The sequence below is a fragment of the Asaia spathodeae NBRC 105894 genome (assembly GCF_025994195.1).
GTDB classification, from domain to species: domain Bacteria; phylum Pseudomonadota; class Alphaproteobacteria; order Acetobacterales; family Acetobacteraceae; genus Asaia; species Asaia siamensis.
The window spans coordinates 210,172-232,016 of sequence record NZ_BAPY01000001.1 but is presented as its reverse complement, the minus strand read 5'-3'; the positions used below and the strand labels follow the sequence as shown (position 1 = coordinate 232,016).

The following is a 21,845-nucleotide window of genomic DNA, read 5'->3' as shown; positions in this document are numbered from 1 at the left end:
CGGCTTCGACGTCTTTACCGGACTATTCCGAAAATTGCGTCGATCTGTGACGGCCACGGCAAAAGGTGTTTCGGGGCGGCCTGAAGCACCTTTAATCGCATTCTGGAGGTATCCCGTGTCCGAAAGCAGCGTCGCAGAAGCCAAATCGGCTCTCTCGAAGATCCGCAATATCGGTATTACCGCGCATATCGATGCCGGCAAGACCACGACGACCGAGCGCATTCTGTACTACACCGGCGTGTCGCATCGCATCGGCGAAGTGCATGATGGCAACACGACCACCGACTACATGGCGCAGGAACGTGAGCGTGGCATCACGATTACCTCGGCAGCCGTGACCTGCGAGTGGGAAAACCACCGCATCAACATCATCGACACCCCGGGCCATATCGACTTCAACATTGAAGTGAACCGCTCGCTGCGCGTGCTCGACGGCGCCATCTTCATCATCGAAGGCGTTGCCGGTGTTCAGCCGCAGTCAGAAACCAACTGGCGTCTGGCTGACCGCTATAACGTTCCGCGCGTCATCTTCATCAACAAGCTCGATCGTACCGGCGCCGATTTCTATCGCGCGTTCGACACGCTGAAGGAAAAGCTCGACATCGTCGCTATTCCGCTTCAGCTGCCGATCGGCATTGAAGAAAATTTCGTTGGCGTGGTCGACCTGGTCGAAATGCGCGCCATCATCTGGGAAGGCGGCGAGCTGGGTGCGAAGTTCCACTATGCCGAGATCCCCGATGACCTGAAGGAGAAGGCAGCTGAAGCCCGCCAGAACCTTCTGGACACCGCGCTGAGCGTTGATGAAGCCGCTATCGAAGAATACTTCGAGAAGGGCGATGTCGATGTCGCAACGCTGAAGAAGTGCATCAAGAAGGGCGCCATCTCCGGCGTGTTCCGTCCCGTCCTGTGCGGCACGGCCTTCAAGAACAAGGGCGTCCAGCCGCTCCTCGATGCCGTTATCGATTACCTGCCGGCTCCTGACGAAGTCGAAGGCATCCGTATCGCGCCGCCGGAAGGCGAAGAGGTTGACGAGAACTTCCTGCCGATCGTGCCGGTCGATCCCGACGGCAAGTTCGCTGGTCTCGCGTTCAAGATCATTTCGGACAAGTACGGCACCCTGACCTTCGTGCGCGTCTATCGTGGCGTTCTGAAGTCGGGCGACACCGTGCTGAACACGACCAAGGGCCACAAGGAACGCGTGGGCCGCATGTTCCAGATGCACGCTGACAAGCGTGAGGAAGTCAAGCAGGTCGGCGCTGGCGATATTGCTGCTTTCGTGGGGCTGAAGGACACCCAGACGGGTGACACCTTGGCTGATGCCGCTGATCCGGTGGTTCTGGAGCGCATGCAGTTCCCGGTTCCGGTGATCGACATCTCGGTCGAGCCGAAGACCAAGGATGCCGTCGAGAAGATGACGCTGGCCCTGCAGAAGCTGGCCGCTGAAGATCCCTCGCTGCAGCTCAAGACCGACCAGGAAACGGGTCAGACCATCCTGTCCGGCATGGGCGAGCTGCATCTGGACATCATCGTGGACCGTCTGCGTCGTGAATACGGCGTGGAAGCCAATGTCGGTGCGCCTCAGGTTGCTTATCGTGAGACGATCTCGCGTCCGCATATCGAGACCTACACCCACAAGAAGCAGTCTGGTGGTTCGGGTCAGTACGCTGAAGTCAAGATCGAGTTCACCCCGGTCGAGCGTAACGAAGGCATCAGCTTCGAGAACAAGGTCGTCGGCGGTACGGTTCCGAAGGAATACATCCCGGCTGTCGAAAAGGGCATCCGCATGCAGTCCTCGACGGGCGTGCTGGCTGGCTTCCCGACGGTGGACTTCAAGTTCACGCTGCTCGACGGCAAGTACCATGACGTCGACTCGTCGGCTCTCGCCTTCGAAATCGCTGCCAAGGCTTGCTTCCGTGAAGGCATGAAGAATGCCGGCCCCGTGATCCTTGAGCCGATCATGGACGTCGAAATCACGACCCCGAACGATCACGTCGGCGACGTGGTGGGCGACCTTAACCGTCGTCGTGGCATCATCCAGAGCCAGGAGACGGCCGGTTCGACCGTCATGATCCGCGCTCAGGTGCCGCTGAAGGAAATGTTCGGCTACATCTCGCATCTGCGTTCGGCCACCAAGGGCCGTGCGTCGTTCACGATGCAGTTCCATCACTATGATCCCGTGCCGCGCAACGTGGCTGACGAGATCATGGCAAAGAGCGCCTGATCCTTCGGATTTCAGTCTCTGGTTACGAGAAAGCCGCCCTTCGGGGCGGCTTTTTTCGTTTCAGCGGGCGTCATATTCAGACGGTGCGCGCTCTCCGAAAGGCGCGTAGCGTCGGTAAAGCGTTTTGCCTCTGAAACTGAGCAGGAACAGCCTTCCTCGCTCTCCCGCGATAACGCGCAGACGTCATAGCCCATCAAAACCAGCTCCAAGCAGGTCGTCAGGTGAGGGGGCAGTACCCTACGGCGGCTCACGCGGTAGGAAATGCCTATATCGCCTTTGCGCACGCGAACCCTGACCTTTTCCGACTCATGTTTCGCGACGCCCTGCTCGATCATGACCGACCAGACCTTGCGGCAGCTGCCGGACGAGCTTTCGAGGCTTTGCGACTCCTGTCTGACCATGAAGTGTCGGGAGCCGCCCAGGCAGCGCGCATGGCCGGGCTTTGGGGACGTGTCCATGGACTCGCCGTTCTTGCGATTGATGGCATGCTTGGACCGCTTCGGAAGGGTGCGGAATCTGCGTCCCTGACGGGGTTCCTGCAGGCCGCGCTCGAGGCAGCCGGGTGACTGAGAGCAGGGTGACGTTTTCGAGAGGAACATGAACGACGTTTAACGTTCACATTCCAGTTACTAACCAAAATATTGCAAAAACATTATATAAAATTAACCAGAACTCTGCTTCTCTCCTTTTCGGCAGAGGGACCCCACTGGGCAAAACCCCCGCTGCTTCAGGCTCAAATCGGGAGGCTGGTCCCATGGCATTCGCCCAACAGACCACATTGGAAACGCAGGAAAGCGGGGCTCCGCTCCTGCATGTGGCGGGTATTTCTAAGACATTTTCCGGGATCAAGGTTCTCAAGGATGTCTCGCTCAACGCCTATGGCGGTGAGATTCTGGCCCTGATGGGAGAGAACGGGGCTGGCAAGTCCACCCTCATGAAAATTCTGTCAGGTGCCTACAGCGCCGATCCGGGCGGCGAGATCCGTATTGCCGGTGAGGTCGCGAAGATCACCAACCCGGCTTCGGCGCGCGCTCTGGGCATCGGGATCATCTATCAGGAGCTGGCGCTCGCCCCCAATCTTACCGTCGCCGAGAATATTCATCTGGGTTCGGAGCTTCGCAAAGGCGGCATGATCGATCGCGCCGCCATGAATGAGGCATGTCGCGGGCTGCTCAAGGAGCTCGGGGCTCCTTTCGGCCCGGAGCACAGGCTCTCTTCCATGTCGGTCGCCGAGCAGCAACTGGTCGAGATCGCCCGTGCGCTGCATCGCGATGCGCGCATTCTGGTGCTCGACGAACCGACGACCGCGCTGTCCGCGCGTGAAACCGACCGTCTGTTTGCGCTCATCAGGCAGTTACGCGCCAAAGGGCTCGCTCTGATCTATATCAGCCACCGCATGGACGAGATCGACGAACTCGCTGATCGTGTCTCCGTGCTGCGCGACGGAGCCCATGTCGGCACGCTGGAAAAGCATGAGCTTTCTTCCGGCCGGATCGTCAGCCTGATGGTTGGTCGCGACCTGTCGAGCTTCTACGAAAAGGATGGCAATCACATCCGTCAGGACGCCGCGCCGATCCTGCAGGTCGAGGGGCTGAGTGACGGCAGGCGCGTGCAACCCATCAGCTTCGACCTGCGTCCCGGCGAAGTGCTGGGTATAGCCGGACTGGTGGGCGCAGGCCGCACCGAACTGGCGCGGTTGATCTTCGGTGCCGATCCAAAGGTTGCGGGAACAATCACGCTCGACTCACGCAAAATCGACATCCGCTCGCCGCGTGATGCGCTGGCTGCGGGCATTGCCTATCTGACCGAAGACCGCAAATCGCTCGGGCTGTTCCTGGACATGTCCTGCAGCGGCAACATCAATCTCGGTGTTGTGGAGCGTGATTCGCGGCTTGGCGTGCTCGATCAGGGTAAGGGCCGGACGCGTGCGACCGGCTCCTTCGCCGCATTGCGCATCAAGGCGCAGAACATGCTGACCAATGTCGGCGGCCTCTCTGGTGGCAATCAGCAGAAGGTCCTTCTGGGGCGTCTGCTCGAAACCGGGCCGAGGGTGCTGATCCTCGATGAGCCGACGCGCGGTGTCGATATCGGCGCAAAGACAGAAATCTATCGTATTATCAACGATCTGGCAGCTCAGGGGCTGGGGATCATCGTCATATCGAGCGAAATGGCCGAGATCATCGGCGTGAGCGATCGCGTGCTGGTCATGCGCGAAGGTCATCTCACGGGCGAACTCACGGGCGACGCCATCACCCAGGAGGCCATCATGTCTCTGGCTGTTGGTCTTGCCCCCGTTTCCTCACTCGCCGCCTAGGAAATCTCTCAATGAGCACCACTCTCAACCCGGCGGTTGCGGCTACTCCCGCCGCCCAGCTCAACGCGCGCGCAACAACCCGCAGCATTCTTCAGACGGCTGGCATGTTGCCTGTTCTGATTCTGCTCGCCCTCGGCTTTCATTTTCTGGGCGGGCATCGTTTTCTCTCGGGGCAAAATCTCTCGATCATCGCCCAGCAGGCATCGATCAATACGGTGCTTGCTTCCGGCATGACCTTTGTGATTCTCACTGGCGGTATCGATCTGTCGGTAGGCTCAACCCTGGCTTTCGCTGCCATGTGCGGGCTGATCACATCGCTCTCTCCTCATCTGGCATGGCTTGCCGTACCGGCCTGCCTCGGCGCAGGATTGCTAATCGGCGCATTCAACGGCGCCCTGATTGCCGGAGTGAAAATTCCGCCCTTCATCGTGACGCTCGGAACGCTCACCGCTGTGCGCGGTCTGGCCCGTCTGATGGGCAATGACCGGACCATCTTCAATCCTGACCTGTCCTTTGCCTGGATCGGCAATGACGGCATTGCGGTGACGTCGAGCTTCACCATTCCTTGGCTGGCAGTCATCGCCCTCGCTGTCGTGGTGGTGAGCTGGTTCATTCTGCGTCGCACCGTTCTGGGCGTGCATATCTACGCCATCGGCGGCAATCCCTCTGCTGCTCGTCTGGCCGGTATCCGCGTCGGTCTTGTGCTGATGTTCGTCTACGCCGCTGCGGGGCTGCTGGCGGGTCTTGGTGCCGTCATGTCATCGGCACGGCTCTATGCAGCGAACGGGCTGCAGCTTGGCCAGTCATACGAGCTGGATGCCATCGCTGCCGTCATTCTCGGCGGAACGTCCTTCGTCGGTGGTGTCGGCACGATCTGGGGGACTCTGGTCGGTGCCCTTCTGATCGCTGTTCTCACGAATGGCCTCATCCTGATTGGCGTGTCCGATATCTGGCAGTTCATCGTCAAGGGACTCGTCATCATCGTGGCGGTCGCTCTCGACCGGTTCCGCGCTCCTGCGGCGCGCACCTGATTTCGCGTTGCAGTCCTTTATCCTTCGAGTTTGTTTTCCTTCCGTTCCGGATGTTTCAAGATGATCACTCGTTCCAAAATCCTCCTCGGTATGCTCGCTCTCTCGACCACTCTGGCTGCGCCTGCTGCGCGCGCCGAAGGGATCAGTGCAGTCGGTGTATCGGTCGGTTCGCTCGGTAACCCGTATTTCGTGGCACTCGTCAAAGGAGCGACGACGCAGCTCAAGACGACGGCGCCCAGTGCAAGCATCAATGCCCTGTCGGCCGATTATGACCTCAACAAGCAATTCTCCCAGATGGACAGTTTTGTCGCGTCAGGCGTCAATCTGATCCTGCTCAACGGTGTGGACCCGCAGGCCGTCATGCCGGCCATCAAGCGTGTGCAGAAATCCGGAGCGACCGTCATCGCCGTTGACGTGGGGTCAGCCGGAGTGGACGGAACCGTTCAGACCGATAACGTGGCGGCAGGACGCATCTCCTGCGAGTATCTGGCCAAAAAGCTGGACGGCAAGGGTGAGGTGGCTATTGAAAACGGCCCGCAGGTGTCGTCGATTATCGACCGCGTGAAGGGGTGCAAGGAGGTTCTGTCTGGCTATCCCGGCATCAAGATCGTCAGCGACGATCAGAACGGAGGCGCGGAGCGTGACCTTGGCTTCAAGGTCATGCAGGGCTTCCTTGTGCGCTTTCCGAATTTGAAAGGCGTGTTCGCGATCAACGACCCCGAGGCGATCGGTGGCGACCTGGCCATCCGTCAGGCGCGTCGACAGGGCATTACGGTTACCTCTGTCGACGGTGCCCCCGATATCGTTTCGTCTCTCAAGGACCCGAAATCGTCAATCGTCGCCTCTGCCAGTCAGGACCCTTACCAGATGGGGAAGGATGGCATTGCGATGGGTCAGGCCATCAAGGACGGCAAAGTGGCAAAGGGCACGGTACGCCTGATGGCGCCGACCCTCATCACGCGTGACAATGTCGGCAGCTACAAGGGCTGGACTGGCGAATAAGCCCAGTTTCCTCCCCGGCCCCAGGGCCGGGGATGTTTTTCAGCTCTGGCTGTTATTGTTGCTGGCGAAAAGCCGATAGAGCAGAAGCAGGATCATGGCGCCGAAAACCGAGGCGACGAAGCCGGCAGGCTGACCTTCATGATAGAAATGAAGCTTCTGCCCGATCCAGCCCGCCAGCAGGGCGCCCGCAATGCCCAGAAAGATCGTGATGATGAAGCCACCCGGATCGCGCCCGGGCATCAGAAACTTGGCGATCAACCCAACGAAAAAACCGACGATCAATGTCCAGATCAGATGCATGTCATCTCCTCATGCCTGAAGGCAGGTAGTCACATTCCCGTGACTAGCATGAGGGGGAAGACCGGTCCACGTCTGCGAGAGTTCCTGAGAGAAACGCCCCTTGAGGGCCTCTTACGGCTTGTGGGGAAACGCTTTTTCGAGCGCGTCATCCGAAGAGACAAACTGTCCGGGGAGATCGACCGTCTTTTCATAGCGAAAATAGAGCGGTGTCCAGCCAGGGTCGCCATCAGAAGCCACGAGCCGGAAATAATAGAGACTTGCCGGGGCAGGGTCGGGCACAGGGCCGTCCTGATGTCTCAGAGCCTCGACCAGAAACAGCCCCGGATCATGAGGATCGGTCGACTGGGCGAAAGCAAAGGAGAGCAACGCGTCCTCGCCGGTATGAGGCGTATCGATGAGATGATCGCGCAGCGCCTTGTCGTTATCCTTGCCTACGGGGAGCGGATCGAAACCGATCAGTCTCGTTTTGCCGTCCGGAGCTTGCAGGAGCGCGATGGCGAAGTGGTAGCTCCAGGCATTGTTGTTCTCGCGCCATGTCTTGATTACCGAAAACGACGTGCCTGGTGCCAGCGCCCATAGACGTTGCGGGTCGAGTCCGCCGGTGAAGGCGAGGCGTGTCTCACCATCGACGAGAGAGAAGGGTTGTAGAGAAGGGATCGGTGTAGCCCGCGCAGGGGCGAGCTGCACCATCATGGCAAGGAGACCGCACAGGAACAGGGAAGAGCCCGTTCTGACTTTTTTCATTTGTCCCGTGCTCCCTGTTTTAGCCGAACGAGCCATTGGCATGCATGACCGCTACGCTGATTTCACGCAGAACGGCAAAAAGACGCGCCATCGGTGCGAAGATTTCCTCGTGCTCGCGCGTGAAGCCATGATCGTCACGCGGCCCGCTGGGCTCATGGAAGTCGAGATCGGTAACCATCCCGGCCGATTGCGGGAAGATTTCCGACAGACGCTTGAGCACGGCGGGAATCTCGAGTTGCAGCACGAGCTTGAGCAGCGTCTCGCGATTGATGTCATTGCGCGGGCTGAAATAGGGGATGCGCGTGGCCAGAATCCAGATCTGGCCGATGACGGCATGACGGATCGCGTGAAGCGTGCGCTCCTGCGCACTCATCTTGAGGGTGTGGCTCCAGACTGATTCAAGCGCGATGTGATCGGCCTGGATGCGTCGAAACATCGCAGGCAGGCTGCGCCAGAATTCCAGCTCTTCCAGTCCGCTCGCCAGAACGAGATGCTGGCTGCGTTGCTCTTCGTTGCGGGCAGAAGCTGCGCGGTCGAGCCAGGTGCCGGGGTCGAGAAGACGCACGATACCGCGCAAAGCACCGATATCGGAATGCGCCGCTGCCTGTCGGGCAAAATCCAGCGCAAGGCCGAAGCGTCGGCTGCTGCGGGCCAGTTTCTCGAAGGTTTCGGGGTGGCGCGAGGCTGCCGTGCCGAAGCCCTGCAGCACATTCGTCCACCAGCCGAGCTGCTCGAGAATGGCATTGTTCGGGATGGCACGCAGCTGGCTCGGATGGGTGATCCGCGTCACGCTGATGCCATCGCCCTGACGGGCAGAGGGGCGTGAGCCTGATTTATCGATGAGTGCCGGACCGAACGCCCCGAGCAGCCCTGCATAGCCGGGATCTTCAACAAGGCTGCTCATGTCGAGTGCGATGGTCGAGAAGAAATCGGATGAGAAATCCGGCTCGTCATAGATCGGGTCGCGCGCGGTCGAAAGCGGGCGGGTCAGATGCTCTGCGAGGGTCGCAATGGTCGAGGCGGCCAGCGGTGCAGTGCCGAACAGCGTGTAGCCATCGCCACCCTGAAAGGCCGCTTCCTCACGCAGGCTGATGCCAGCCTTGGCGAAAAGACCACGGGTATGGTCCGGCGAGAAATAGCTGAGACGATCCGACAGGCTGAAGGGATGGGCGCCGCGGCCGATGCTCTCGCCATGGGTGTCGAACAGAACGAGTTCGATATCTTTCATGCCGTGTTTCTGCATGAGAGACAGCGTACGCAGGCGCAGGCGCTCGACCAGATTGGTCGCGGCAAGCTGGCCGATATAGCGTCCCGAATCCGAATAGCCGAATTGCAGGCAGAGACGGCCATTATTGCGGATGTAGTCGCGCCAGTGTGGCGAGCGGAACGCTTCCTCGAGAATGATCTCGCCGTGTTCGAGAGCGCTCTGCGTTTCGAAAAGCGGAGAAATCTGGATCTGGTCGTCACGAATACCCAGCAGACGCGCCAGCCAGAGCGTCGCGAGCAGCGTATAGCCGCTTTCGGTCTCGGCAATCAGGAAGCGGATCGGTGTGCCGCAATCGATATGCTTAAGGATCTGCGCCATGGTCATCATCAGGCGACCAGCCGAAGACTGCTCAATCATCAGCGCGCCGAAATCGACGGGGATGGGCGCCTTGAGCGATTCGAGGGCCTCGTTGATCTGCGACAGCACAAGGCGGCGGCGCGACGGAATGGTGGGATCGTCTTCAATCCCGAGACGATGACGCACCACATTGTAAATCTGGGTCGCGTTCAGGCGGGTATGGATATGGGCTGCGCCCAGACCGTGCGCCATGAAGCCCGAGCGGGCTGTCAGCAGGGCTGCGCGCTTCGGGCCGTCGACCAGCGCGAGCGCCTCTTCGAAAAGCGGTGCCAGCGTCTCGGCTGAACTGAGCGCGGCTTCGCGTCGGCTGACCAGCGTGCGGGCAAAATCGGCGATAGCGACGGCGTCATGATGCTGCTGGTCGGGGCAGGCGGCTTCCTGCTCCTTCACCGCACCCAGCGCGACATCGATACGGGCGACGAGTTGCGAGCATTGCGGCAGCAGGGATTCGAGCTGCGTGCGCAGGCGTTCGAGCTGCGTGCGCTTGAGCGCAAGGCGAATGCGCAGCGTGTCCCACCAGTGGATATCGCTGCGGCCATCTGTGTCGAACCCGACCCAGGTCGCCAGAATGAGCGTTCTGATATCAAATGAAGCGAGCGTGGCTTCCTGCTCGGGCCAGCGCGCGGCAGCGTGTTTCAGAATGGACGCATTGAAGATATCGAGCGCATCGCGCCCGCGCAGAATGGCGGTGAGCGCCAGATTCTGCTCATGGGCGAGGGTAGGGGCGCCCTCGCGACGATGCGACTTCAGCTCGGGCAGTTTGTGGCTGGGGTCGGTCGCCATCTCGACAATGTGGCGATAGACATTATCGGCCAGAGCGAAGGTCGGGTGCGCCGTAAAGACGGCTGCAAAGCCGGGGCGGGAAAGCTTGGCAATCAGCCCTTCGACCGTGTCGCAGCTTTCGACCGTCTTGCGTGCTGCCTCGTCGAGGCGCTCCTCGGGTGTTGCCTCACCTTTCAGGCCGACATAGCTGCGCAGCCGCGCAGCGCGTTGCTTGAGATTGCCGTCGCGCAGCACGCGTACAGTGTTCTCGAGGGTCGCAACCGAGAGATTGCCGTCGATCAGTTCGTCACCGATCTGGCTTGATAATGTTTCGATCGGGTCCGGTGCGTGGCGCTCATGCGCTGCGCGATCCTGAAGCGCCTGCATCTCGCCTGTCAGACGTTCGGCAAAAACGGCGCCCTCACTGGCGATGGCGGCAGGTTTCTGGTCCGCCTTCTGGGCGGGCGTTCCGTCAGGGGCGTGATGCGGCGCGGTATTGGACAAGGCACTCTCGCTTGAATTCAGGTCACGGACTGCGTTTGGTTTTCCATGCCAAAGACATGATGGCAATGGAGGATCGCGGGAGGTGCAGGACTTTTTATCCGACTGATGATAATCGGTTGAAAATGCAGCATCCGAATTCCGATAATTCCCCCGGCACTGAGCGTCAGGCAGAGAGCGGCACCACGGAGGCGGAAGCGCTTGCCGGGCTCAAAGCCTCACGCCGTCTTGCTGGTGGGCTGCTCGTCTCGATGGGCGGGGTCATGGTGCTTTCTGCCGGCCTGCCTGCAATGGGGCTGGTGAAGGATCATTTCCTGCTTGAAGTGCTGCGCTCGGGCGCGCGGGCGGGGGTTGTTGGCGGCATTGCGGACTGGTTTGCCGTGACAGCTTTGTTCCGGCATCCGCTCGGTCTGCCGATTCCGCACACGGCCGTTCTGCCCCGTCAGCAGCCGCGTCTGGCGCGAGCCCTGGGGCGTTTCGTTTCGACCCAGTTCTTTACAGAGGAAGACGCCAGCCGCGCCCTCGCTTCGGCGGATGTGGCGCGCATTCTCGCCAATCTTCTGCGCCAGCCGCGCACAGCCAATGCAACGGCGTCAGCCCTTCGACGCAGTGTGCCGGATATGCTCGACAGGCTGGAAGACGGACGCGCCTCGGCCGCCATAGGCAAGGCCCTGCCGGTGCTGGCTCGTGGCGAAGCCTCCATCAAGGTCGTGACACGCGCCCTCAGGGCATTGGTTGATAACGAGCTGCATCAGGAAGTGCTCTCGGCCCTGCTCGAACGCTTCAAGGGGGGCGTGCAAAAGCGCGAAGCGACCTTGCGTAGCTTCATTGAAGAGCGTGTGCGCGAACAGGGCGGGCGCATGATCGGCTGGGCCATAGGGCCGTCAGTGGCCAATCGCGTGATCACGGCGCTCTATCTCGAACTGGACCGTGTCGATCCGCAGGATTCGGAACTGCGTGAGGGCTTTACCGGCTGGATCAGGCAGGAGATTGACCGGCTCGAGCAGGACCCGGAGCGCCGCGCGCGCTTTGGCGATGCGATGTCGGGCTATCTCGGGCATGACAGCCTCAAGCTCTGGTGGTCGGAAATCTGGCAGCGCTTCAGAGGGCTTGCAGAGGCCGATCTGGCCAGTGATGATGGCTGGAGCCGCAGCGTGATCGAGGCCGCCCTGCTCAGTCTGGCCGATCAGCTCGACCACGACCCCGCCATGCGCGCCCGTCTGGAGCAGACGCTCAAGACGACACTTCTGCGCATCCTGCCTTCTCTGCGTGACAAGCTTGCCAGTTATATTGCTTCGGTGATGGAGCGGTGGGATCCGTCAGAGCTTTCGGCAAGGCTGGAGCAGCGCGTCGGGCGCGATCTGCAATACATTCGCATCAATGGCACGCTGGTCGGTTTTGTGGTGGGCGCGGTTCTCGACATGCTGATGCGGCTCTGCTTCGGCCATCTCGGCTAGGCAAAGTTTTTCTCTTTGTAACAAGGGCCGAAAAGGGTTGACGCAGAGACCCTCAGCGCGCATCTGCTACTAAAAATAGCACCATTTAGGTCTTTAATTTCTGTCCATGCGGGACTGATCGAGGGAGCACAATGCTCAGGTTATCGAAACTCGCTGATTACGCAACGGTTCTGCTCGTGCAGCTTGGCCAACAGGACACGCTCATGACAGCCACCGCGCTTGCGGGGGCGACTGGCGTGCCGGAGCCGACCGTTGCGAAACTGCTCAAGGGTCTGGCTGCCGATGGCCTCGTGGCCTCGCATCGTGGCGCGAGGGGCGGCTATCGTCTCGCCCGTGCCCTTTCCGAGATTTCGATTGCTGCTGTCATTACCTCGGTCGACGGACCGATCGCGCTGACTGCCTGTGTCGAGGGGCGTGTATGCGAAGCGAAATCGCTCTGCGCCCTGTCATCGGGTCAGTGGGATATGGTGAACAAGGCCATTCGCTCGACACTCGAATCCATCAATCTTGACGATATGAGCCGTGCGCATCTGACAGGCGGTTTCGCGCCTGCGTCGCGCTGCGTTGCTCATGATCACCATCCTGCCAGGGAGGGATGAGATGCCAGCCGTAACGGAAACCCGTGAAGCCGTCGAAACGCTCGGTCAATCGACCTATAAATGGGGTTTCGAGACCGATATCGAGATGGAGTTCGCGCCGAAAGGGTTGAGCGAAGAGACCATCCGGTTCATCTCCGCGCGCAAGCAGGAACCCGAATGGATGCTCGACTGGCGTCTGCAGGCTTTCCGCGCCTGGCAGTCGATGGAAGAGCCGAGCTGGCAGAAGCCCGAATATCCGGCCATCGACTATCAGGACGCCTTCTATTTCGCCGAGCCGAAAAGCAAGCCCGGCCCGAAATCGCTTGAAGAAGTCGATCCGGAGCTGCTGCGCACCTACGAAAAGCTCGGCATTCCGCTGCATGAACAGGCCATTCTGGCCGGTGTCGAAGGTGCTGGCGAGCAGGAAGCGCGTCTGCCGGTAGCCGTTGATGCCGTGTTTGACTCCGTGTCGGTTGTGACCACCTTCCGCAAGACGCTGGAAGAGGCGGGCGTAATCTTCTGCCCGATCTCCGACGCCATTCGCGAGCATCCCGAGCTGGTGAAGCGCTATCTTGGCTCCGTGGTGCCGGTAAGCGATAATTTCTTTGCAGCGCTCAATTCGGCAGTCTTTACCGATGGCTCGTTCGTCTATGTGCCAGAAGGTGTGAAATGCCCGATGGAGCTGTCGACCTATTTCCGGATCAATGCCCGTAATACGGGGCAGTTCGAGCGCACGCTGATCATCTGCGAAGATCGCGCAACGGTATCCTATCTCGAAGGCTGTACTGCGCCGATGCGGGACGAGAACCAGCTTCATGCTGCGGTCGTCGAGCTGGTGGCTATGAACGACGCCAAGATCAAGTATTCCACGGTCCAGAACTGGTATCCGGGTGACGAGAATGGCAAGGGCGGCATCTATAATTTCGTGACCAAGCGTGGCGCCTGCCGTGGTCGCAATGCCAAGATCTCCTGGACCCAGGTCGAGACCGGGTCTGCCATTACATGGAAATATCCGTCCTGCATTCTTGCAGGAGAGGGATCGGTCGGTGAATTCTATTCTGTCGCCGTGACCAATAACCGTCAGCAGGCCGATACGGGTACGAAGATGATCCATCTGGCGCCCAACACGCGCTCGACCATCATCGCCAAGACCATTTCGGCGGGTCATTCAGACAGCACGTATCGCGGTCTGGTGCGCATGATGCCAAAGGCCCGTGGCGCGCGTAACTTCACGCAATGCGACAGCCTGCTGATCGGCGATCAGTGCGGTGCGCACACCGTGCCCTATATCGAGAACCGCAACATGACGGCACGTGTCGAGCATGAGGCGACCACCTCGAAGATTTCTGAAGACCAGCTTTTCTACTGCCGGTCACGTGGCCTGTCGGAAGAAGATGCCGTGGGTCTCATCGTCAACGGGTTCTGCAAGGATGTCCTGAAGGAACTCCCCATGGAGTTTGCAGTGGAAGCTCAGAAGCTCCTGCAACTCAGTCTTGAAGGTAGCGTCGGGTAAAGAGCCGCATCATGAATGATTTTCTGAAAATTTCCGGTCTCTGTGCGCAGATTGACGATAACGGAACCCCGAAGGAGATTCTGCGCGGTCTCGACCTCGAAGTGCCCAAGGGCCAGATCCATGCCATCATGGGTCCGAACGGTTCGGGCAAGTCGACGCTCTCCTATGTGCTGGCCGGTCGTGAAGACTATGAAGTGACAGGCGGCAGCGCCGAGTTTCTTGGCGAAGACCTTCTGGCGCTCGAGCCGGAAGAGCGCGCAGCTCTCGGCGTGTTTCTCGCTTTCCAGGCGCCGATCGAGCTACCGGGGGTGAATAACGCCAACTTCCTGCGTACAGCCGTCAATGCGGTGCGTCGCGCCCGCAAGGAAGACGAGCTCGATGCGGTGGGCTTTCTCAAGGCCGTACGTGCCGAGACGAAGCACCTGCACATGTCTGACGAGATGCTCAAGCGTAACGTCAATGTCGGCTTCTCGGGCGGTGAGAAGAAGCGCAATGAAGTGCTACAGATGCGCATGCTGCGTCCGAAATTCGCTATTCTCGACGAGACGGATAGCGGTCTCGATATCGATGCCCTGCGTATCGTCGCAGAAGGCGTGAATAGTCTGCGCGGTCCCGACTTCTCTGCGCTGATCATCACCCATCACCAGCGTCTGCTCGACTACATCAAGCCTGACCGCGTGCATGTCATGGCCAAGGGCAAGATCATCCATAGCGGTGGTGGCGAAGTGGCGCTGGCGCTTGAGGCGCAGGGCTATCAGCAATATCTCGAGGCGGTGGCATGAGCGGCGCAACCGCCATTTCTCCCGCGATCGAGTCCTTTCTTTCGCGGGCACATCAGGGCGAAGCGCGCAGCCTCCTCGAGCGTCAGGGGCTGCCGCAGCGTCGCCTTGAAGCCTGGCGCTACACGCCGCTGCGCGATCTGGACAAGACCGGGTTTGCTGCACCGGATGCCGTGTCGGTCGACGAAGCTAGGGCGCTTCTTGCCCGTCTCGCGCCCGAGGCGCTTGAGGGGCATCGCATTGTCGTCGTCAACGGTGCTGCGGTCGCTGCCCTGACCAGCCTGCCGGATACGGTCGAGGTTGCGGATCTGTCCGTTCCGCTTCTGGCTGATCGTCCGCTCAGCGTGCTCAATAATGCCATGCAGCAGCCTGGCATTGCCCTGCGAGTGGCTGCCGATGTCGATGCTGGCCAGATCGCGCTTGTATCCCTCGTCACCAATGGTGATCAGGTGTCCACGCATCTTGCGCATCAGATCACGCTGGATGCCGGCGCGAAACTGACACTGCTCGATATCCAGTCGGGTGAGGGTGCGTATCTCGCCAATCCGAGCCTGACGGTTTCGGTGGCGGAAAAGGCCCATCTGACCCATCTGCGCATACAGCAGGACAGTCTGGAAGCGACCAATCTCGCTCTGGTCAATGCCCGGATCGCCGAGCATGGCACCTATGACAGCTTCACCCTCACGCTGGGGGCAAAGCTCTCGCGTCACGAGGTTCTGGCTCATCTGGGTGGCAAGCATGCCATCGTGCATGTCAACGCAGCCCAGCTTCTGGCTGGTTCGCAGCATGCTGATCTGACCTCGGTGATTACACACGCCGCCCCTGACTGCAATTCCCGCCAGACGGTGAAGAATGTGCTGATGGATGCGGGTCATGGCGTATTCCAGGGCAAGATCTTTGTCGATCGCATCGCTCAGAAGACCGATGGCTATCAGATGAATCAGGCGCTTCTCCTTTCTGAGAAAGCTCAGATCGACAGCAAGCCAGAGCTTGAGATCTACGCTGACGACGTCAAATGCAGCCATGGTGCCACTGTCGGCGCGCTTGATGACGAGCAGCTTTTCTATCTTCGTGCCCGTGGCATTCCGCATGCCGAAGCCCGCGCCATTCTGGTGCGCGCCTTCCTTCTCGACGCTCTGGCGCTGGTGACGGATGAGGCCGCTTATGCGTTGCTCGACCGGCGTGTCGATGCCTGGTGGCAGAAAAGAGAGGCATGATGACCTCAAACGACGTTCTCGATCGTTTCGCGACCCTGCGCAGCCGGTTTCCGATCCTTTCGGAAACCGTCCACGGGCGCCCGCTCGTCTTTCTGGATAGCGCAGCTTCGGCGCAGAAACCGGATTGCGTGATCGATGCGATGGCGCAGGCCATGCAGCACCAATATGCAAATATCCATCGCGGGCTGCACTGGATGAGCGAGCGCACGACGGAAGCGTATGAATCGGTGCGTACACAGGCGGCGCGCTTTCTAAAAGCGCCTGACCGTCACGAGATCATTTTCACACGAAACAGCACCGAGGCGATCAACCTCGCCGCGCATTCCTACGGAGCCTTGCTCAAGCCAGGTCAGGCTGTCCTGATTTCCGAGCTGGAGCATCACTCCAACCTTGTGCCCTGGCAGATGCTGCGTGACCGGCAGGGCATCGAATTGCGCGTCGCGCCCATTACCGAACAGGGCGATCTCGATCTGGCGGCCTATGAGGCCCTGCTCGAGGATGGTCGTGTCGGTCTGGTAGCCATTACGCATATGTCCAACGTGCTCGGCACGCTGACCCCTGCGAAGGAACTGGCGCGTCTTGCCCATCGGTATGGCGCCCGTATTCTTTTCGACGGGTCTCAATCGGCCGTTCATCGCGCGATTGATGTGCAGGATCTCGACGCAGATTTCTTCGTCTGCACTGGGCACAAGCTTTACGGTCCCACAGGGATTGGTCTGCTCTGGGGCAAGACGGAATTGCTCGAGGCGATGCCACCTTTTCTGGGTGGTGGCGAGATGATCGAGAGCGTCAGCTTCGAGAAATCTACCTGGGCCAGAATACCGCATAAATTTGAGGCGGGTACACCGCCGATCATTGAGGTGATCGGTCTGGGAGCCGCACTCTCCTTCATGGAAGAGCTGGGCGCCGAGGCGATTACCGCGCATGAAGAGGCGCTCGTCGCCTATACACGCGAGACACTCGGTGCCTGCGAGGGTGTGCGTCTCGTGGGTGCTCCGAAGGAGCAGGGTGGTGTGGTTTCCTTCGTCGTTGAAGGGGCGCACCCGCATGATCTGGCTGTGCTGCTGGACCGGCTGGGTATCGCCATCCGCGCAGGTCAGCATTGTGCCGAGCCACTAATCCGCCGTCTCGGCCTTACTGCGACAGCCCGGGCCAGCTTTGGCGTCTATACGACACGCGATGACATCGATGTCCTGGTCAAGGGCGTAGCCCGTGCCCGGCAGATGCTGGTCTGACACAGGAAGGATCTCTCATGACTGATGAAAACCATATCCTGACCAGACCGCTCGGTGCCCCGGCAGAAGAAGCCGCTGTCGAAGGCGCAGCCACGGGTGTGCCTGACGAAGACAGCGTCATTTCGGCCATTGCGACCGTTTATGACCCCGAAATTCCGGTCAATATCTACGAGCTCGGTCTGATCTACGCGATCGATCTGCATGATGACGGTCGAGTGGATATCGAGATGACGCTCACCGCCCCCAATTGCCCAAGCGCGCAGGAATTGCCTGAGCAGGTGCGTGAGGCCGTGGCTGCACTGCCCGGTGTCAGCAAGGCGAGTGTGATGATCGTCTGGGATCCACCATGGGATATGAGCCGCATGAGCGACGATGCGCGTCTTGCGCTGAACATGTTCTGAACGGGGAGAAAAGCCATGAGCGACACACAGACAGTGCCTTCACCCGTCAAGCGGGAACTGCCCCCTCTGATGCAGATGACCGAGCGTGCGGCAAAGCGCCTGAAACAGCTCTATGAAGGGGCCAATAAGGGACAGATCCTGCGTATTGGCGTCAATACGCGTGGCTGCTCGGGCATGTCCTATGACATGAGCTTTGTGGAAAGCGCTTCACCGGGCGATGAATCCGTGACCGATCACGGGCTCAAGCTGCTTGTTGACCGCAAGGCCACATTGTTTCTGATCGGCACGGTGATGGATTACGAGGTCAAGGACCTCGAATCAGGGTTCACCTTTACCAATCCCAATGAAAAAGGCCGTTGCGGCTGCGGAGAAAGCTTTCACGTCTGACGACGTGAAAGTCTCTTCTTGCTTGTCGTGAAGCTGATGACGGCTTCGACTTCGGTAGACCAGAGAAACTGGTCGATAACCGACACCGACAGAACCTCATAGCCAGCCTTGGCCAACAGGGCTGCGTCTTTCTGCAGGGCCTGTGGGTTGCAGCTGACATAGATGATGTCTTCCACACCCGAACGCGCGATATGGTCCATCTGTGACAGGGCCCCTGCATGGGGCGGGTCGAGAACGATCACGCGTGCCTTGGCGAATTCCTTCGCGATGAGCGGCTGACGTGTCAGATCACGATGCGTGGTTTCGATACGCTGGCCGATCGCGCCGGATTTCAGGGCCGCTATAGCCTCGAAATGACCCTCATAAGCCAGAACCCGGCCCTTCTGTGCCAGCGGGACGGTCAGTGTGCCAAAACCGGCAAACAGCTCGACGATCGGATCGCGTCGATTGAGTGCAGGCAGTGCGGCAAGAACAGCATCGGCAATGGCTGTTTCGCTCTGGTTGGTCGCCTGCAGGAAGCCGCCGGGCGGCGGAGTGAGCTTGACCGCACCAAAGGCATGAAAGACCGGGCCCTGTTGGGCCACGATTTCATAACCCTCATTGGGGCGACGTCTGGACCGCCAGGAAATACGGGGAATCTTGTGCGCGCGACCGAAGGCGGCGAGCTTGACCCGATCCGTCGGCACAAGCGCGGAATCGGTTGCGATCAGCAGATCCGGCCCCGAACTGTAGAGATTGATCTGGAGATCGCCGCCACCGGTCACCGCACCTAACCCGCCCAGAACCTCGCGTAGCGGGTCCAGCAGGGCCAGGAGGGTCGGATCGATGACATGGCATTCTGTCATATCGACCACATCGCCGTGGCGGCGGTGTAGCCCCAGTATGATTTTTCCCGGTTGGCGCTGGAAAGCGAGATCGATTCGACGGCGGCTCTCTGCGGGAACCTGCATCGACTCGAATCGGGGGAGGGTCTCGAACCCCGCACGATTCAGGGCATGACGGACAAGCCCGATCTTCCAGTCCAGCAGCGCCGGTCGAGCCGTTGTCTGCATGGCACAGCCGCCGCAGCTTCCGAACAGGGAGCAGACAGGCGCGACCCTGTCGGGCGATGGAGACAGCAGGTCGATCACCTCGACATGACGTGACCCGTCATAACGCAGCTTGAGCGTATCACCCGGCACCGTTTCCGGAACATAGGCGGGCTTGTCTTCAATGAGAACAAGCCCGTCACCATTTGCGCCGAAAGAAAGAACCTTCGTTTCGATAAGGGAAGCCATCAGAACTCAGACAGTGCCGCGATGCTGGATCGGCCCAATCTGGTCGTCATTTTCGGCTTTCCGATTGCGGCGGGGGAGCAGCATGAAGGCGGGTGTGTCGTGACCGAACCCCGTGCGCGGGGCATCGTGATCGAAGGGGGTGGTCGGCGCGATGGAACCATTGGCTGACTCAGCCCTGTCACGCGGCTGTTGACGCAGGGCTTCGTTCGCCACAGGGCGGTCACCACGGTCACGGTTCTCACCGCGACGGTTATGGCGTCCACCACGTTCCTTGCCAGAGCGTTCGCGACGCTCAGGCTGTGCGCCGTCCTGCTCCGGGTCGGCCCAGGGCAGGCTTTCCACACCCTCGATTTCGATCAGCGGAATCGGTGCGTGTTTCAGCTTTTCAATTGCCTCGGCCAGCAGCTTCTGGCGTGGTGATGCCAGGCTGAACGCATGACCCGTCTTGCCTGCACGACCCGTGCGCCCGATGCGGTGGATATAGTCTTCCGCGTTGAAAGGCAGATCGAAATTGAAGACGTGCGAGAGCCCGCCGATATCGATGCCACGCGCAGCGACGTCAGAGCAGACGAGAATCTGCAGCTCACCGCTCTTGAAGCGTTCGAGCGTCTTGAAACGCAGCGATTGCGCCAGATCACCATGCAGATGCCCAACGGAGAATCCGTGCTTGTGCAGGGATTTGTAGAGCACATCGACATCGCGCTTGCGGTTGCAGAACACGATGGCGTTCTGGACGTTTTCACGCTTCAGCAGCTTGCGCAGAACCCGGCGCTTTTCATGCTCGTCAACAACCAGAAGGGCTTCTTCGATGGTCGTTGCCACAGATGACGGGCGCGATACCGTGATTTCTTCCGGCAGGTGCAGGAACTGGTCGGCAAGCGTGCGAATTTCTGGTGCCATTGTTGCCGAGAAGAGCAGGGTCTGGCGATGAGCGGGGAGCATCGACACGATACGGGTGATATCGGGAATGAAGCCCATATCCAGCATACGGTCGGCTTCATCGATCACGAGGATGCCGGTCTGGGTCAGAAGCAGCCCGCCGCGATCAAAGAGATCCATCAGACGACCGGGCGTCGCGATCAGGATATCGACACCCTGATTCAGTACAGCGCGCTGATCGGCCATACTCTCGCCACCGATGAGCAGGGCATGGTTGAGTCGGAGATGCTTGCCGTAAAGGGTCAGGTTTTCAGCAACCTGCAACGCCAATTCGCGTGTGGGTTCCAGAATCAGCGAGCGCGGCATACGGGCGCGGGCACGCGATCCGGCCAGACGCTCAAGCATCGGCAGGGTAAACGAGGCCGTTTTGCCCGTACCTGTCTGGGCAACGCCGAGCACGTCCTGACCACTGAGAACCACCGGGATGGCTCGCGCCTGGATTGGGGTAGGATGCTCGTAGCCCATCTCTTCAATGGCGCGCATGATCGGGGCGGACAGGCCAAGTTCTGAAAAGAGCGGCTTGGGAGCCTCGACAATCGCCTTCAGGGCCGGGTCGAGTTCCGGTGTCGCTGCAGGCGCTGCTTCAGGTGCAGGAACGACGGCATTTGCCTTCGCGGATGCGCCGCGTCTGCGACGGCCACGCTTGGCAGAGGACTCGCTGACCGCTTCTGGTGTCGCCTCCACTAATTCGGCCGCAGGGACTTCGATCGCGGGAGCATTATCCTGTGCGGCGACTTTCTCTGCGGCGTCCTTCACAGCGGCCTTGCGGGTTTCAGCCCTGGTCGTGCTGCGTGGTGTGCGCTTGCGGGCGGCAGGGGTGTTCTCTGCGGCGACTTCGATGGAAGGTGCCTCTGCCGCAGCTACGACAGGAGCAGTCTTTGCTGCCTTCGCGCGAGGCTTGGGCGCTGCGGATTTGGCAGAAACCGCTTCCTTGGCGGCAGCGGGCTTTCTGCCGCGTTTGGGCTTCGGCTCTTCAACTGGGGCCGCAACAGCAGCGGGTTCGCTCACAGAGGCTGCGACAGGGGTCTTGCGGGGGCGACCGCGCCCGCGCTTGACCGGCTCGGCTGCTTCTGCGGCCGCAACAGTCTCGGGAGCCTGCATTTTCTTTTCGACCGGTGCGGCCTTGACCAATTTCTTGCGCGAAGGCTTTGCAGCAGCGACAGGTGTCTCGACAGCTTCAGGTGCCTGAGGCTTGCGGCCACGCTTCGCCTTGACCGGGGGTTCAGCCGCCGGGGCTTCGGACGGAATGTCGCGTGGCAGGGCTTCTGCCACGGATTCCACCACACCATTCTCCGTCTTGGAAGAGGAACGTTTCTTGCGTGCGGGGGAGGTTTTTGCCGAACCTGCGGTCGATTTTGCGGTCAAACTGCTCTCTGATAACTATGGAGGTCTAGAAAAATAATCTGGCGCTCGGGCAATGCCACGCTGAAGCCGGGCAAGCGCAGAGCCTGAGCCAATCGCCCGTGCGTTATCTTGAAATCCTGCAAAAGGCAAGATTTTCCGTTGCTTGGGCACGAAAACGCAATGAATGACGCGTTTTTCATACCCCAAGCCAGTATCGGG

At 60.1% G+C, this 21,845-nt stretch carries 18 protein-coding genes; 13 read left to right on the top strand and 5 right to left on the bottom strand.

Translation table 11 applies throughout. The features are described 5' to 3' along the window. Positions 1 to 115 precede the first annotated feature (115 nt). The 5 genes from fusA (at position 116) to AA105894_RS01005 (ending at position 6,568) form a co-directional block, all read left to right on the top strand. Positions 116 to 2,221 (top strand): elongation factor G, encoded by a 2,106-nt coding sequence (fusA, locus tag AA105894_RS01025; protein ID WP_188426960.1) that lies wholly within the window; start codon positions 116 to 118, stop codon positions 2,219 to 2,221. Positions 2,222 to 2,442: 221 nt separating this feature from the next. Beyond that, complete coding sequence (locus AA105894_RS01020; RefSeq protein WP_267310105.1) at positions 2,443 to 2,787, top strand: TetR-like C-terminal domain-containing protein; 345 nt, start codon at positions 2,443 to 2,445, stop codon at positions 2,785 to 2,787. Positions 2,788 to 2,975: 188 nt separating this feature from the next. Next, complete coding sequence (locus tag AA105894_RS01015) at positions 2,976 to 4,535, top strand: sugar ABC transporter ATP-binding protein (protein WP_267310104.1); 1,560 nt, start codon at positions 2,976 to 2,978, stop codon at positions 4,533 to 4,535. An 11-nt stretch (positions 4,536 to 4,546) separates the two neighbouring features. Then, a complete protein-coding gene (locus AA105894_RS01010) occupies positions 4,547 to 5,566 on the top strand; it encodes an ABC transporter permease subunit (RefSeq protein ID WP_188426955.1) in 1,020 nt (339 codons plus the stop codon). Between the two features lie 60 nt (positions 5,567 to 5,626). Then, positions 5,627 to 6,568 (top strand): ABC transporter substrate-binding protein, encoded by a 942-nt coding sequence (locus tag AA105894_RS01005; RefSeq protein ID WP_188426953.1) that lies wholly within the window; start codon positions 5,627 to 5,629, stop codon positions 6,566 to 6,568. A 39-nt stretch (positions 6,569 to 6,607) separates the two neighbouring features. Here the strand turns inward: AA105894_RS01005 and AA105894_RS01000 are convergent, their stop codons facing one another. The 3 genes from AA105894_RS01000 to AA105894_RS00990 form a co-directional block, all read right to left on the bottom strand. After that, positions 6,608 to 6,868: a GlsB/YeaQ/YmgE family stress response membrane protein gene (locus AA105894_RS01000; protein WP_267310103.1), complete on the bottom strand. Its 261-nt coding sequence runs from the start codon at positions 6,866 to 6,868 to the stop codon at positions 6,608 to 6,610. 111 nt (positions 6,869 to 6,979) lie between these two features. Next, positions 6,980 to 7,612, bottom strand: coding sequence for a hypothetical protein (locus tag AA105894_RS00995; protein ID WP_267310102.1), 633 nt, complete (start codon positions 7,610 to 7,612; stop codon positions 6,980 to 6,982). Positions 7,613 to 7,631: 19 nt separating this feature from the next. Further along, entirely contained in the window at positions 7,632 to 10,385 is a 2,754-nt protein-coding gene (locus AA105894_RS00990; RefSeq protein ID WP_267310202.1) for a phosphoenolpyruvate carboxylase, read from the bottom strand. Positions 10,386 to 10,624: 239 nt separating this feature from the next. Between AA105894_RS00990 and AA105894_RS00985 the strand changes: the two genes are divergently transcribed. The 8 genes from AA105894_RS00985 to AA105894_RS00950 all read left to right on the top strand — a co-directional run bounded on the left by AA105894_RS00985 (position 10,625) and on the right by AA105894_RS00950 (position 18,066). Next, positions 10,625 to 11,956: a DUF445 domain-containing protein gene (locus tag AA105894_RS00985; RefSeq protein ID WP_267310101.1), complete on the top strand. Its 1,332-nt coding sequence runs from the start codon at positions 10,625 to 10,627 to the stop codon at positions 11,954 to 11,956. A gap of 131 nt (positions 11,957 to 12,087) precedes the next feature. Next, complete coding sequence (locus tag AA105894_RS00980; protein ID WP_188426946.1) at positions 12,088 to 12,555, top strand: SUF system Fe-S cluster assembly regulator; 468 nt, start codon at positions 12,088 to 12,090, stop codon at positions 12,553 to 12,555. A 1-nt stretch (position 12,556) separates the two neighbouring features. Beyond that, complete coding sequence (gene sufB, locus AA105894_RS00975; RefSeq protein ID WP_188426944.1) at positions 12,557 to 14,047, top strand: Fe-S cluster assembly protein SufB; 1,491 nt, start codon at positions 12,557 to 12,559, stop codon at positions 14,045 to 14,047. An 11-nt stretch (positions 14,048 to 14,058) separates the two neighbouring features. Then, on the top strand, positions 14,059 to 14,829 hold the full coding sequence (gene sufC, locus AA105894_RS00970; protein ID WP_188426942.1) for a Fe-S cluster assembly ATPase SufC: 771 nt from the start codon (positions 14,059 to 14,061) through the stop codon (positions 14,827 to 14,829). After that, positions 14,826 to 16,043, top strand: coding sequence for a Fe-S cluster assembly protein SufD (gene sufD / locus AA105894_RS00965; protein ID WP_267310100.1), 1,218 nt, complete (start codon positions 14,826 to 14,828; stop codon positions 16,041 to 16,043). Before sufC ends, sufD begins: the two co-directional genes overlap by 4 nt. Continuing rightward, positions 16,040 to 17,278 carry a cysteine desulfurase gene (locus AA105894_RS00960; RefSeq protein ID WP_267310099.1) on the top strand — a complete coding sequence of 413 codons (1,239 nt, stop codon included), beginning with the start codon at positions 16,040 to 16,042 and terminating at the stop codon, positions 17,276 to 17,278. The genes sufD and AA105894_RS00960 overlap by 4 nt, the downstream gene beginning before the upstream one ends. 17 nt (positions 17,279 to 17,295) lie before the next feature. Beyond that, positions 17,296 to 17,679: an SUF system Fe-S cluster assembly protein gene (locus tag AA105894_RS00955; RefSeq protein ID WP_267310098.1), complete on the top strand. Its 384-nt coding sequence runs from the start codon at positions 17,296 to 17,298 to the stop codon at positions 17,677 to 17,679. Between the two features lie 15 nt (positions 17,680 to 17,694). Next, a complete protein-coding gene (locus AA105894_RS00950; protein ID WP_267310097.1) occupies positions 17,695 to 18,066 on the top strand; it encodes a HesB/IscA family protein in 372 nt (123 codons plus the stop codon). Here the strand turns inward: AA105894_RS00950 and AA105894_RS00945 are convergent. Both AA105894_RS00945 and AA105894_RS00940 read right to left on the bottom strand, forming a co-directional pair. After that, positions 18,057 to 19,343, bottom strand: a complete 1,287-nt coding sequence (locus AA105894_RS00945; protein ID WP_267310096.1) for a class I SAM-dependent RNA methyltransferase — start codon at positions 19,341 to 19,343, stop codon at positions 18,057 to 18,059. The genes AA105894_RS00950 and AA105894_RS00945 overlap by 10 nt on opposite strands. A 6-nt stretch (positions 19,344 to 19,349) precedes the next feature. Further along, on the bottom strand, positions 19,350 to 21,383 hold the full coding sequence (locus tag AA105894_RS00940) for a DEAD/DEAH box helicase (protein ID WP_408860470.1): 2,034 nt from the start codon (positions 21,381 to 21,383) through the stop codon (positions 19,350 to 19,352). Between the last annotated feature and the right edge of the window lie 462 nt (positions 21,384 to 21,845).